The sequence below is a fragment of the Bradyrhizobium sp. 21 genome, from assembly GCF_023073335.1.
GTDB lineage: Bacteria > Pseudomonadota > Alphaproteobacteria > Rhizobiales > Xanthobacteraceae > Bradyrhizobium.
The window spans coordinates 26,567-39,838 of record NZ_JADPJG010000021.1; the positions used below are offsets into that span (position 1 = coordinate 26,567).

Genomic DNA, 13,272 nt, shown 5'->3' on the forward strand with positions numbered 1-13,272 from the left:
ACGAAGGCGACTGCCACTCATCGCAAAACCTCTCCCTGGGGTAATGGGTCCTGGCGTTCGCCAGGACGACATCGGGGAGAGGCCGTCGCAACCGTCTCCTACGCCAGCGTATGCACGATTACCGGCCCCGCGGCGGCGCTGGCGTGGCCGGCGAGCAGCGGGCCGAGATCCTTCTCGATCCAGGCGATCGCGCGCCGGTTCGCCTCCTCCGCCTGCTCGAACTTGTCGAAGATCGAGATCGCGGTGACCGTGTCGTCGCCGGCATAGACGACGTAATAGGCGCGGAAACCGTCGACGTCGCTGATGATCGGAACGGCGCCGTCCTTGATGCGGCGCGCCAGCTCTTCGGCGCTCCCGCTTTTCGCCTTGGCCTGACGGATGGCGGCATACATGGCATCCTCCTACCGGCTGTCTCGATTTACGAGCCTGGTGCCCGCACCGCATGGTACGCCGAAGCGCGGCGCCGATCCACGCTTGGTTAACCCGGCACTAATCCGCCTCCGCGATCTTCAACCAACGATTAAGCACGCCTCAACATCGCTGCCCTAGTCTCGCCCCACTCACTTTTCGCAAACAACGGTGGCCTATTCTGCCGGGCGAAGTGACATCAGGGGGTTCATCATGCGCATTGCGTTGCTGCTGACCGCGACCATTGTCGGCGCGCTTTTCGCCGGTCCATCCAACGCCGGATCGCTCGATGCTGGGGCAGCGCAGGCGCTGCCCCCGGGCTTCCAGAGCTACCGTGGTTACATGTTCGACATATCGGAGAACTCCGATCGCAAGGACGTCGACAAGCTCACCGAGAATCTGAAGAGCCAGATCGACGTGGTCGAGGCTGCCGGCCTGTCGCCGCGCGTGCTGCGCTTCTTCCGCACCGTCCCGATCATTGCGAGCGAGCTTGCCTGCCTCGACGAAGGCGCCGCGACCGCGTGCTACGGCCGGGTCGCCCCGAACGTCGAGCGGAGCGTGCCGCGGACGCTGACGGTCTGGGACCATGCCACGCAGCGCTGGACCAATCCCAATGCCGTCGACCTCGCGGTCGATTCGGGCCTCGGCGTGATCATGCTGCGGCCGGACATGATGCGTTACGAGAAGGAGGCCGTGCTGCTGCACGAGCTCCTGCACGCCTATCACGCGCGGCTGTTGCCGGACGGCTATGCCAACAAGGGCGTGATCGGCTATTACGCCTATGCCAAGTCCAAGGACCTCCTGCCCAAGGAAGCCTACGCGCTGAAGAATCACATGGAGTTCTTTGCGGTGACCGCCAGCATTTTCCTGGCCGGGAAGAGCGAATTCCACGACCCGAAGTCGCGCGAGGCGCTCAAGGAGAAGATGCCGGACTATTACAAATATCTGGTCGGCGTGTTCGGCTTCGACCCCGACCCGGCAGCTTCGAGCGGCCCGGTGGCCTCGCTGAAGTAAGCCAAAAAGCGTCGAACCACCAAGAGAGCCGCGAGAAATGCGCGGCTCTTTTGTTTTGTAAACCGGAAGCTGCGGATGACTCCCGGCAGGGAATTGCCAAGGCGGGGCCCGATCTGCATAGTCCCGCCCGCATCGACACTGTTTTCGAAGAGGATAGAACAAAATGGCGGACGCCGACCTGGATGTCGTGATCCGGCAACTGGCCAGACAGCTGCATACGGGCCTGATGACCCGCGCCAAGGAGCGGCGGGATCGCTTCACCGGCCTTGCGGCCAAGGCCAAGGGCAAGGAGACCGGCGACCGCTTCAAGATGATGGCCAAGGCCACCATGGAGCAGGCCACCGCCGCCGCCAAGCGCCTGCAGATGTCCGCCGACAATGTGGCCGACAGCTATGCGCGGTCGATGCGAATTGCCGCCAGCACGCCGGTCGCGGCGAAGGTGGAGAAGAAGGCCGCCAAGGAAAAACCGGTGAAGCCGGCGAAGAAGGCCAAAGCCAAGAAGTCGAAGTAATCGCAGCTCTCCTTCCTTCTCCCCTTGTGGGAGGAGGTAGCGCGAAGCGCCGGATGAGGGGTTATTTCCACTCAAGACTGTTCGTGGGGATAGACACCCCTCACCCGTCTCGGCGCTGCGCGGCGAGCCACCCTCTCCCACAAGGGGAGAGGGGAAGCGCCGCACGCGATTCTAGATTTTCACCTTCTCGGCGCGGCCACGCGGGTCGGCTCGGCGCTCGCGAGTTCGGCGAGTTTTGCGCGGGCCGCATCGCGGGTGCTGGCGCCCTTGCCCGCGGGAAGCGCCAGCGCGGCCTCGAAATCGGCGCGCGCGTCGTCGGCCTGGCCGCGGGCGAGGAATGCGAGGCCGCGATCGAGGCGGACCTGGGCATCCGAGGGGGCGAGCCGGGCCGCGGTGTTGAAGCTCAGGATGGCGCGGTCGAGATCGCCGGCGGCGGCGAGCGCGAGACCGCGCTGGTGGTAGGGCGCGGCGAGCCTGGGATCATGCGCGATCGCCTCGTCGTAATCCTCGATGGCGAGCGCGAGGTCGCCGTTCTGCCGGCGCGCCTGCGCGCGGTCGCGGTAGAGCGAGGCGCGGTTGGGATTGAGGTGGATGGCCTCGTCGAAATCGGCAATCGCCCGCCGCCAGTCGCCATGGCGCAACGCGATCCGCCCGCGCCCTTCATAAGCGAACGCGATCAGCGAGCCGCGCAGCGGCGAGAAGCCGATCACCGCCGAGCAGATGTCGGGATCGTCCTCGTCCCCGCAATTGACGACCGTGTGCGTGGACAGGCCGATGAGCACGCCCAGGACGATCAGCAATGGTACCGCAGCTTTGGTCATTTTCGACGGCGGCAGGCAGAGGGCCGGCCACGCATCCCCTTTCGAACGAATAGTCTCGCCGGGGTGTTAGCACCGGCCGGGACCGTCCTGTGTGCATCAGGTCACAAAGCGCGCAAATTCCTGATGGTTTCGTATCAGCCCCAAGGACCACGTGACGGACCACGTGAAGAGGAGCGGCCCCAGGGACTTCGCGGCGGATAGTTCTCGTTGGCACCGACCGACGGCGACGCCTGCGCGCCCAGCTCGGCCGCGAGTTGCTGAAGCGCCGCGATACGATTCTGCGTCGAGGGGTGGGTCGTGAACAGATTGTCGACGCCGTGGCCCGACAGCGGATTGATGATGAACATGTGCGCGGTGGCGGGATTTCGCTCCGCCTCGACGTTCGGGAGCTGATGCGCCGCGCCCTCGATCTTGACCAGCGCCGACGCCAGCCACATCGGCTGCCCCGCAATGCGCGCGCCGAGATTGTCCGCGGCGTATTCGCGGGTGCGGCTGATCGCCATCTGCACCAGCATGGCCCCGATAGGGGCGAGGATCATCATCAGGATCGAGCCGACGATGCCGGGACCGTTGTTGTCGCGATTGCCACCGAAGAACATGCCGAACTGGGCGAGCATGGAGATGGCACCCGCAATGGTCGCGGTAACGGTCATCAGCAGCGTGTCGTGATGCTTGATATGGGCGAGCTCATGGGCGATCACGCCGGCGAGCTCCTCGCGGCTGAGCTGGTTCATCAGCCCGGTGGTGACGGCCACCGCAGCGTTTTCCGGATTGCGCCCGGTCGCAAACGCGTTGGGCTGCGCCTCGTCCATCAGGAACACGCGCGGCATCGGCAGCGAGGCGCGGGCCGCGAGTTCGGCGACGAGCCCGACCAGCTCCGGCGCGCTGCTGCGGTCGACCTCATGGGCGCCGTACATCGAGAGCACCATGCGATCGGAGTTCCAATAGGTGAAGAGATTGGAGGCCGCCGCAATGACGAGCGCGATCATGGCGCCCGAAGCACCGCCGATCAGATAGCCGACGCCCATGAACAGGGCGGTGAGGCCTGCGAGCAACATTGCGGTGCGAAGATAGTTCATGGCCGTCTCCCAAGGCCGGCCGTGGTCGCTGGGGGCGTTGCGGGCCGGCGAGCATGAGGTAGGGATGACCCCCGTCCGCGTGCAAGGTTTCAAGGTGCGTCGCGGAGCCGCGGCACTTGCCCAACATTGCTTTTCCGGGATGGTTTGAGGCGCTCAATTCCCTTAAGCTTTGGCAAGATTCCCCACGTGCGCTCCCCCGGAAACCTCATGCTCCAGACCCGACTTGCGATCGCGGCCGTCACTCTTGTTGCGTTGTCTGCAACCGCCTCTGCCCAGTTCGCGCCACCACCCGCAAAGCCGGCTGCCCCCAGGGCCACCGCGCCCTCGCCGCGCGCGGCGTCGTGCCATAACGGCGCGAGCTTCGATCGCTTTCTGGCCGACGTGAAGCAACAGGCGGTGGCCGCCGGCGTGTCGCAGCGGACGATATCGGAGGCCTCTCCCTACCTCGTCTACGACCAGGGCATCGTCAACCGCGACCGCGGCCAGCGCGTGTTCGGCCAGCTCTTCACCGAATTCGCCGGCCGCATGGCCGCGCCCTATCGCATGCAGAACGGCCAGCAGCACATCAAGCAACACGCGGCGGCGTTCGCGCGCGCGGAAAAGGAATATGGCGTGCCGCCGGCGGTGATCGCCGCGTTCTGGGGTCTGGAGAGCGATTTCGGCGTCAACATGGGCAATCTGCCGACACTGAAATCGCTGGTGTCGCTGGCCTATGACTGCCGGCGCTCGGAGATGTTCGTGAACGAGACCGTCGCTGCACTGAAGATCATCGACCGCGGCGATCTCACCCCCGACGAGATGGTTGGCTCCTGGGCCGGCGAACTCGGCCAGACCCAGTTCCTGCCCGTGCACTACGTCAACTATGCCGTCGATTATGACGGCGACGGACGACGCGACCTGCTGCGCAGCGAGGACGATGTGATCGGCTCGACTGCGAACTACATCGCCAACGGCTTGAAGTGGCGGCGCGGCGAGCCGTGGCTCGAAGAGATCAAGGTGCCTCAGAACCTGCCGTGGGATCAGACCGATCTCACGGTGCAGCAGCCGCGCTCGAAATGGGCGCAGCTCGGGGTGACCTATCCCGACGGCCGGCCGCTGGCGAACGACAATCTCGCGGCCTCCGTGCTGCTGCCGATGGGACGCTTTGGTCCGGCCTTCATGGCGTACCCGAATTTCGCGGCTTACACCGAGTGGAATAACTCGCTGATCTATTCGACCACGGCGGGCTATCTCGCCACCCGCATCGCGGGCGCGGCGGCGATGCGCAAGCCGACCACGCCGGTGGCGCAACTGCCGTTCAACGAGCTCAAGCAGTTGCAGCAGCTTCTGGTTCAGAACGGTTTCAACGTCGGCAAGGTCGACGGCGTGCTGGGCCAGCAGAGCCGCGCCGCCGTGAAGGCAATGCAGATCAAATACGGCCTGCCGGCCGATTCCTGGCCGACCGCCGAGCTTTTGACCCGGATGCGGGGCGGTACGGCACAGGTGCAGCCTGGAGCGACGATCCGGTAGAATTTTCGCGCTGCACAAGCCGGTCCTGCGATTGTATTTTTCCATGACGTTCCCATGTGAGTGGCTCAGGTTTCTCCTGAGTTTTCCCACAATCAGAGCGAGCATCACATGTCCTTCCACGACGCCGTCGTCCCCGCCTATCTGCAAATGCTGAACAGCATGACCAGCCTGCTCACCAAGGCTGAAGCGCATTGCGCGGCCAAGAAGGTCGATCCGAGCGTCCTGCTGGGCTCCCGCCTGTTTCCGGACATGCTGCCGCTGTCAAAGCAGATCCAGCTCGTCAGCGATTTCGCCGCCAAGGGCTGCGCCCGGCTGACCCACAGCGAGGTGCCCGCGACGCCCGACACAGAGACGAGCTTTGCGGAATTAAAGCAGCGCCTGGCGAAGACCATCGATTATGTGAAATCGTTCAAGGCGGAGCAGTTTGAGGGCGCCGACAGCAGGGACGTCACCTTCCCGGCCGGCCCGGACAAGTCCATCACCATGAAGGGTCAGCAATTCCTGAGCGCGTTCTCGCTGCCCAACTTCTATTTCCACGCAGCGACCGCCCACGGGCTCCTGCGTCACAACGGCGTCGAGATCGGCAAGCGCGATTTCATGGGCCAGAACTAAAGCGGATGATTCAAGCGGCCGCGGCGAGGAGATCGAATCTGTCGCCGCGGCCGATTTTGCACATGATTTATGCTGCGTGGAGCTCAGCGCGCAGCTCGCCTGCACTTTCCGTATGGCTCGTCCCTTGCGCCGATTGCCGCGATGCACAAGTGTTCCGGACCTCTCATCGCCCGGAAGCATTCTCATGAGCCGTTCGACCAAATTGTTTGAGACCTACAAGCTCGGCCCGATCACGCTGGCCAATCGCTTGGTCATGGCGCCGCTGACGCGCAACCGCGCCGCGCCGGGCACTTTCGTCCCCAGCCCACTCGCCGCCGACTATTACGGCCAGCGCGCCTCCGCAGGCCTGCTGATCACCGAAGCGAGCCAGGTCTCGCAGCAGGGCCAGGGCTACCAGGACACTCCTGGCATCTACACCAAGGACCAGGTCGCCGGCTGGCGCAAGGTCACGGATCGCGTGCATGAACGCGGCGGAAAAGTCTTCATCCAGCTCTGGCATGTCGGCCGCATCTCGCATGTCGATCTCCAGGCCAATGGCGCAGCCCCGGTGGCGCCGAGCGCGATCCGCGCCAAGGGCAAAACCTTCGTCAACGGCACCTTTGCCGACGTCTCCGAGCCCCGCGCGCTCGAGCTCTCCGAAATTCCTGGGATCATCGACGACTTCAAGCGTGCCACGAAGAATGCGCTCGAAGCCGGCTTCGACGGCGTCGAGATCCACGGCGCCAACGGCTACCTGCTCGAGCAGTTCGCCAAGGACGGCACCAACAAGCGCGCGGACGCCTATGGCGGCGGAATCGAGAACCGCGCGCGGCTGATGCTGGAGGTCTCCAGGGCCGTCGCGGCGGAGGCCGGCGCCGATCGTACCGGCATCCGCATCTCGCCGGTGACGCCGGCCAACGACATCTCGGATTCGAACCCGCAAGCCTTGTACGACCATATCGTCGACGGCCTCGCCGCGCTGAAGCTCGTCTATCTCCACGTCGTCGAAGGCGCCACCGGCGGTCCGCGCGACATCGCGCCGTTCGACTATGCGGGCCTGCGCAAACGCTTTGGCGGGGCCTACATCGCCAACAATGGCTACGATTTCGACCTCGCCACCAAGGTGCTGGACGCGGGCGCGGCCGACCTGATCGCCTTCGGCAAGCCCTTTATCTCCAACCCCGACCTCGTCGAGCGGCTGAAGCAGGGCGCTGCGCTGAATGATTGGGACAAGAACACCTTCTATGGCGGCGGCGCGAAGGGATACACGGATTATCCTGTGCTGGCGGCCGAGCCGGCGGAGTAACATAGTGTCGTCCTGGCGAAAGCCAGGACCCATTACCCCGCTGAATGTGTTGCAGGAGGCTGTCGCCAAAGCACGGCGCGTCAACTTAGGATGGGGGTAACGGGTCCTGGATCAGCGCTCGCGATGCTCGCTTGTCCAGGACGACGTCGGCGTTGACAGACCAAAAAAAGGCCGGGATTGCTCCCGGCCTTTCGTCGTTATGAGACGCAGCTTACTGCAGCGAGGCGCGCTTGGGCGGGGTGGCCGGCCACGACTTGATCAGGGTGTCGTAGTCGATCGTCTCGCCCTTCGGCTTCTCGTTGGCGAGCTTGCGCTGAGGAGCAATAGTGCCGTCCTTCTGGGCCTTGGCGAACCAGTACTCGGCCGTCTCCTTCTTGTGCAGCTTCGGACCGCAGGCGCCCTGCACGCCGGACTTCTCCAGACGCTCCATCACGGAGTCCTGGGCCGCGGCGAGCGAGTCCATCGCGGCTTGCGGCGTCTTCGTACCGGACGACGCATCGCCGATGTTCTGCCACCACAGCTGTGCCAGCTTCGGATAGTCGGGCACGTTGTTGCCGGTCGGGGTCCACTGCACGCGCGCGGGCGAGCGGTAGAACTCGATCAGGCCGCCGAGCTTCGGCGCACGCTCGGTGAACGACTTGTCCCAGATGTCGGATTCACGGATGAAGGTGAGACCGACATGGCTCTTCTTCAGCGACACCGTCTTGGAGACGATGAACTGGAGATAGAGCCAGGCCGCCTTGCGGCGATCCGGGGGCGTCGACTTCAACAGCGTGGCGGAGCCGGCGTCCTGGTAGCCGAGCTTCATACCTTCCTTCCAGTACGAACCGTGCGGCGACGGAGCCATACGCCATTTCGGCGTACCGTCCGCGTTCATCACGGCGATGCCCGGCTTCACCATGTCGGCGGTGAAGGCGGTGTACCAGAACATCTGCTGGGCGATGTTGCCCTGCGCCGGCACCGGACCGGACTCGGAGAAGGTCATGCCCTGGGCCTGCGGCGGGGCATACTTCTTCATCCACTCGAGATATTTGGTGATCGAGTAGACCGCGGCCGGACCGTTGGTGTCGCCACCACGCTCCACCGAGGAGCCGACCGGACGGCAGCCTTCCATGCGGATGCCCCATTCGTCGACCGGCAGGCCGTTCGGGATACCCTTGTCGCCGTTACCAGCCATCGACAGCCAAGCGTCGGTGAAACGCCAGCCGAGCGACGGGTCCTTCTTGCCATAGTCCATATGGCCGTAGACCTTGACGCCGTTGATCTCCTTGATGTCGTTGGTGAAGAACTCGGCGATGTCCTCATAAGCGGACCAGTTCACGGGCACCCCGAGCTCGTAGCCATACTTGGCCTTGAACTTGGCTTTGTAGTCCGCGTTGGTGAACCAGTCGTAGCGGAACCAGTAGAGGTTGGCGAACTGCTGGTCGGGCAGCTGATAGAGCTTGCCGTCCGGCGCGGTGCCGAACGACTTGCCGATGAAGTCGTTGACGTCGAGCTGGGGATCGGTGACGTCCTTGCCCTCGCCGGTCATGTAGTCCGACAGCGCGATGGTCTGGCCGTACCGAAAGTGCGTGCCGATCAGGTCGGAATCGTTGATCCAGCCGTCGTAGACGTTCTTGCCGGACTGCATCTGGGTCTGCAGCTTCTCGACGACGTCACCTTCCTGGATGATGTCGTGCTTGAGCTTGATGCCGGTGAGCTCGGAGAACGCCTTGGCCAGCGTCTGCGATTCGTATTCGTGGGTCGTGATGGTCTCGGAGACGACGTTGATCTCCATGCCCTTGAAGGGCTCGGCGGCCTTGGCGAACCACTCCAGCTCCTTCTTCTGGTCTTCCTTCGACAGGGTCGAGGGCTGGAATTCCGCGATCCACTTCTGGATGGCGGCGTCGTCGGCGGCGCGAACCGGCGCCGAGACGGCGAACGACACCGCGACGATGGCGGCGACGCTGGACATCGTCAGAAAGCTATTCTTGGTCAATGGACGTTCCCTTCTCCTAAACTGCCGCATGTTGTTCCTCCGTTGCAGCGACAAACTTTTTACAGGCCCGGGTTGGTCCCGGATCTGGCCGTTCCTTCGCGGGCTTCAGACCGTGCGAAAAATGAGCACGGCCGTCGCCAGCGAAATTCCTGATGCGATCCAAAGGCGCGAAATTTCAAGTCCGTCCTCGCCGATCGGCAGCGTGGCGAGAGCGTCGGTGCCGGCGAAGGCGATCCAGAGCAAGTGGATGACCGCCGCCGTGATCAGGGAGATGAACAGGCGGTCGCCGCGCGTGGTCGGGATGCGCAGCACGCCGACGCGCTCGGCCTCGGGATAGGTCACCCCAAGCCAGGTCATCACGGCAAGCGTGCAGGCGAGCGCGACAAAGAAGATCGCCGTCGGCGGCGTCCAGGCCATCCATGCAATAGATTCCATTGATGCCTCCCTAGACCCGACCGAGCGCAAAACCGCTCGCGATGTAATTGCGGACGAACCAGATCACGAGCGCGCCCGGAATGATGGTGAGCACGCCGGCTGCCGCGAGCAGCCCCCAATCCATGCCGGCCGCCGATACCGTGCGCGTCATGATCGCCGCGATCGGCTTGGCCTGCACCGAGGTCAGCGTGCGCGCGAGCAGCAGCTCGACCCAGGAGAACATGAAGCAGAAGAAGGCGGCGACGCCGATGCCGCTCGCGATCAGCGGCACCAGGATCTTGATGAAGAAGCGCGGGAAGGAATAGCCGTCGAGGAAGGCGGTCTCGTCGATCTCGCGCGGCACGCCGGACACGAAACCTTCGAGGATCCACACCGCGAGGGGAACGTTGAAGATGCAATGCGCGAGCGCGACCGCCCAGGGCGTATCGAACAGGCCGATCGCCGAATAGAGGTTGAAGAACGGCAGCGCATAGACCGCGGCCGGCGCCATGCGGTTCGACAGCAGCCAGAAGAACAGATGCTTGTCGCCGAGGAAGCGATAGCGCGAGAACGCGTAGGCCGCCGGCAGCGCCACCGAGATCGAGATGATGGTGTTGAGGACGACGTATTCCAGCGAGTTGATGTAGCCGGAATACCAGCTCTCGTCGGTGAAGATGCGCCTGTAGTGCTGGAGCGTCGGCGTATGCGGCCACAGCGTCATCGTCGAGACGATCTCGGCGTTGGTCTTGAAGCTCATGTTCACGAGCCAATAGATCGGCAACAGCAGGAAGATCAGGAACAGCGCCATGATGACGCGGCGGCCGGGGATCGAGTGCATCACACGGCTCCTTCCTGGTGCTTCCGCTCGGTGCCGGCATTGGTCATCACGGTGTAGAAGATCCAGCAGACGATCAGGATGATCAGATTGTAGACCAGCGACAGCGCAGCCGCCTTGCCGAGGTCGAACTGGCCGAGCGCGATCTTGACCAGCTCGATCGACACGAAGGTCGTGGAGTTGCCGGGCCCGCCGCCGGTGACGACGAACGGCTCGGTGTAGATCATGAACGAGTCCATGAAGCGCAGCAGCACCGCGATCAGCAGCACGCGGTTCATCTTCGGCAGCTGGATCGCCTTGAACACGGCCCAGCGCGAGGCGCCGTCGATTTGTGCCGCCTGGTAATAGGCCTCGGGGATCGACTTCAGGCCGGCGTAACAGAGCAGCGCAACGAGGCTGGTCCAGTGCCAGACGTCCATCACGATAACGGTGACCCAGGCATCGATATCGTTGGAGACGTAATTGTAGTCGATGCCGATGTGGTTGAGGACATAGCCCATCAGACCGATGTCGGGCCGGCCAAAAATCTGCCAGATCGTGCCAACCACGTTCCACGGAATCAGCAACGGCAGCGCCAGGATCACGAGGCAGGCCGCGACAGTCCAGCCCTGGCGCGGCATCGACAGGGCGATGACGATACCGAGCGGGACCTCGATGGCAAGGATCACCAGCGAAAAGAACAGATTGCGGCCGAGCGAGGCCAGGAAGCGGCCGCCGAGGTCGGTCGAGGGATCGAGCAGCTCCTTGAACCAGCCGACACCGTTCCAGAAGAACTGGTTGTTGCCGAAAGTGTCCTGCATCGAATAGTTCACCACCGTCATCAGCGGCAGCACCGCCGAGAAGGCGACCACCAGGAACACCGGCAGCACCAGGAACCAGGCTTTTTGGTTGATGGTCTTGTCCATCAGGCGGCTCCCTCCACCAGAAGGCTGTCGGCATAGACGTGGATATGCGACGGATCGAATTTCAGCCCAGCCGTGCCGTCCGAACTGGTGAAGCCCGCCGGCGCGCGCGCCGCGAGCTTGGCGTCACCGAGGCGCGTCCGTGCAAAACGGATGCGGCCGAGATCGTCGATGCGCTCGATTTTCGCGCTGAGCAGGCCGGGTGCCGGCGCAACGGTTTCGACGAATTCGGGACGCACGCCGATCTCGATCTTCGCGCCTGCCGGGAGGCTGTCGTAGCTGCGGTTGAGCCCGACGACGTGGCCGTCGATCTTGGCCTCGCGCCCCCTTACCTCGGCCGGAATGATGTTCATGCCGGGCGAGCCGATGAAATAACCGACGAAGGTGTGCGCCGGCCTGTCGAACAGCTCGGCCGGCGTGCCGCTCTGCACCACGCGGCCGTCGTGCATGACGACGACGGTGTCGGCGAAGGTCAGCGCCTCGGTCTGGTCGTGGGTGACATAGATCATCGTGAGGTCGAGCTCGCGATGCAGCGCCTTCAATTTCGAGCGAAGCTGCCATTTCAGCTCGGGGTCGATCACGGTGAGCGGCTCGTCGAACAGCACGGCGGCGACGTCGGAACGGACCAGGCCACGGCCGAGCGAGATTTTCTGCTTGGCATCGGCGGTGAGCCGCGTCGCTTTGCGGTTCAGATAGGGTTCGAGGTCGAGCAGGCGGCCGATCTCGGCGACGCGCTTGTCGATCTCGGCCTTCGGCACGCCGCGGTTCTTCAGCGGAAACGCCAGGTTCTGCCCCACCGTCATGGTGTCATAGATCACCGGAAACTGGAACACCTGGGCGATGTTGCGCTTCTGGGTTGACAGCGGTGTGATGTCCTCGCCGTCGAACAGGATTTTCCCCCGCGACGGCGTGATGATGCCGGAGATGACGTTGAGCAGCGTGGTCTTGCCGCAGCCGGACGGCCCGAGCAGCGCATAGGCGCCGCCCTGCCGCCAGGTCATGGTCACCGGCTTCAGCGCAAAGCTGTCCTGCGGCGCATCATTGCCGCCGTAGGAATGGGCGAGATCGACGAGGTCAATGCGGGCCATGTCGCATCTCCCTCAAGAGCTTTTACTTGTTGACGCGTTTTCTTCACGCGAACCGCTACGCACTTCGCTTGAAAACGCTATGGAAGGTGCGGCGACCAGACGGTCGGCCGCATCGAAGACAAAGACATCATTGGGATCGAGCACGGCATCGATGGTGTGGCCGGGCTCGAACTCGTGCACGCCGTGCAGCACCGCAACCCAGTTCGATCCGTCGCGGGTCAGATGCACGAAACTCTCCGAACCGGTGATCTCGGTCACCGTTACCGTGGCATGGAAGGCGTGGCGATCAGTCTCGCCGTTGGCGAGCGCAAGCTGATGCGCACGAAAGCCTACGCGATAGGCGCCGTCGGCGAGCGACGAATAGAGACCGGAGGCCGGCGCCGCAATGCCGCCTGCATATTGCACGGAGCCATTGCTCTTCTCGATGCCGACAAGGTTGAGCGGCGGATCGGAGAAGACCTGCGCGACGCGCAAGGTCTGCGGCTGTCGGTAGACGTTGGCTGTCTCGCCGATCTGAAGCGCCTGGCCCTGCCACATGCACACCGTGTTGCCGCCGAGCAGCAGCGCCTCGGTCGGCTCGGTGGTGGCATAGACGAAGATCGCGCCCGAGGCCTCGAAGATGCGCGGCAGCTCGGCACGTAGCTCCTCGCGCAGCTTGTAGTCGAGATTGGCGAGCGGCTCGTCGAGCAGCACGAGATCGGCGCCCTTGACCAGCGCGCGCGCGATCGCGGTGCGCTGCTGCTGGCCGCCGGAGAGCTGGAGCGGCGTGCGTTTCAGGAACGGCTCGAGCCGCAGCAAACGCGCGGCTTCCGCCAC

Annotated in this window: 14 protein-coding genes; 5 read left to right on the forward strand and 9 right to left on the reverse strand. The window is 64.0% G+C overall.

Features of this window, described 5'->3' with window-relative positions; genetic code table 11:
- Window positions 1-98 precede the first annotated feature (98 nt).
- Window positions 99-392: an antibiotic biosynthesis monooxygenase gene (locus IVB31_RS20305; protein WP_014497428.1), complete on the reverse strand. Its 294-nt coding sequence runs from the start codon at window positions 390-392 to the stop codon at window positions 99-101.
- Window positions 393-621: 229 nt separating this feature from the next.
- Here IVB31_RS20305 and IVB31_RS20310 point away from each other — a divergent pair, with 229 nt between their 5' ends.
- Both IVB31_RS20310 and IVB31_RS20315 read left to right on the forward strand, forming a co-directional pair.
- A complete protein-coding gene (locus IVB31_RS20310) occupies window positions 622-1,422 on the forward strand; it encodes a hypothetical protein (protein ID WP_247325728.1) in 801 nt (266 codons plus the stop codon).
- A gap of 163 nt (window positions 1,423-1,585) precedes the next feature.
- Window positions 1,586-1,933 (forward strand): hypothetical protein, encoded by a 348-nt coding sequence (locus tag IVB31_RS20315; protein WP_247325731.1) that lies wholly within the window; start codon window positions 1,586-1,588, stop codon window positions 1,931-1,933.
- A 179-nt stretch (window positions 1,934-2,112) separates the two neighbouring features.
- Here IVB31_RS20315 and IVB31_RS20320 read toward each other — a convergent pair whose 3' ends face one another.
- Window positions 2,113-2,754: a tetratricopeptide repeat protein gene (locus tag IVB31_RS20320; protein WP_247325733.1), complete on the reverse strand. Its 642-nt coding sequence runs from the start codon at window positions 2,752-2,754 to the stop codon at window positions 2,113-2,115.
- Window positions 2,755-2,888: 134 nt separating this feature from the next.
- Window positions 2,889-3,833, reverse strand: a complete 945-nt coding sequence (htpX, locus tag IVB31_RS20325) for a zinc metalloprotease HtpX (protein ID WP_247325734.1) — start codon at window positions 3,831-3,833, stop codon at window positions 2,889-2,891.
- 207 nt (window positions 3,834-4,040) lie between these two features.
- Between htpX and IVB31_RS20330 the strand changes: the two genes are divergently transcribed.
- The 3 genes from IVB31_RS20330 to IVB31_RS20340 all read left to right on the forward strand — a co-directional run bounded on the left by IVB31_RS20330 (window position 4,041) and on the right by IVB31_RS20340 (window position 7,239).
- Window positions 4,041-5,342 carry a lytic murein transglycosylase gene (locus tag IVB31_RS20330; protein WP_247325735.1) on the forward strand — a complete coding sequence of 434 codons (1,302 nt, stop codon included), beginning with the start codon at window positions 4,041-4,043 and terminating at the stop codon, window positions 5,340-5,342.
- 108 nt (window positions 5,343-5,450) lie between these two features.
- A complete protein-coding gene (locus IVB31_RS20335) occupies window positions 5,451-5,954 on the forward strand; it encodes a DUF1993 domain-containing protein (RefSeq protein WP_247325739.1) in 504 nt (167 codons plus the stop codon).
- Between the two features lie 184 nt (window positions 5,955-6,138).
- On the forward strand, window positions 6,139-7,239 hold the full coding sequence (locus IVB31_RS20340; RefSeq protein WP_247325741.1) for an alkene reductase: 1,101 nt from the start codon (window positions 6,139-6,141) through the stop codon (window positions 7,237-7,239).
- A 211-nt stretch (window positions 7,240-7,450) separates the two neighbouring features.
- Here the strand turns inward: IVB31_RS20340 and IVB31_RS20345 are convergent, their stop codons facing one another.
- The 6 genes from IVB31_RS20345 to IVB31_RS20370 all read right to left on the reverse strand — a co-directional run.
- Window positions 7,451-9,193: an ABC transporter substrate-binding protein gene (locus IVB31_RS20345; RefSeq protein WP_247326084.1), complete on the reverse strand. Its 1,743-nt coding sequence runs from the start codon at window positions 9,191-9,193 to the stop codon at window positions 7,451-7,453.
- Window positions 9,194-9,322: 129 nt separating this feature from the next.
- Window positions 9,323-9,652 carry a DUF2160 domain-containing protein gene (locus IVB31_RS20350; protein ID WP_247325744.1) on the reverse strand — a complete coding sequence of 110 codons (330 nt, stop codon included), beginning with the start codon at window positions 9,650-9,652 and terminating at the stop codon, window positions 9,323-9,325.
- Window positions 9,653-9,662: 10 nt separating this feature from the next.
- A complete protein-coding gene (locus IVB31_RS20355) occupies window positions 9,663-10,469 on the reverse strand; it encodes a carbohydrate ABC transporter permease (protein ID WP_247325747.1) in 807 nt (268 codons plus the stop codon).
- Window positions 10,469-11,371, reverse strand: coding sequence for a sugar ABC transporter permease (locus tag IVB31_RS20360; RefSeq protein WP_247325750.1), 903 nt, complete (start codon window positions 11,369-11,371; stop codon window positions 10,469-10,471). Before IVB31_RS20360 ends, IVB31_RS20355 begins: the two co-directional genes overlap by 1 nt.
- A complete protein-coding gene (locus tag IVB31_RS20365) occupies window positions 11,371-12,456 on the reverse strand; it encodes an ABC transporter ATP-binding protein (protein ID WP_247325755.1) in 1,086 nt (361 codons plus the stop codon). Before IVB31_RS20365 ends, IVB31_RS20360 begins: the two co-directional genes overlap by 1 nt.
- 12 nt (window positions 12,457-12,468) lie before the next feature.
- Window positions 12,469-13,272: ABC transporter ATP-binding protein (locus IVB31_RS20370; protein WP_247325758.1), on the reverse strand; the 804-nt coding region annotated here is incomplete at its 5' end.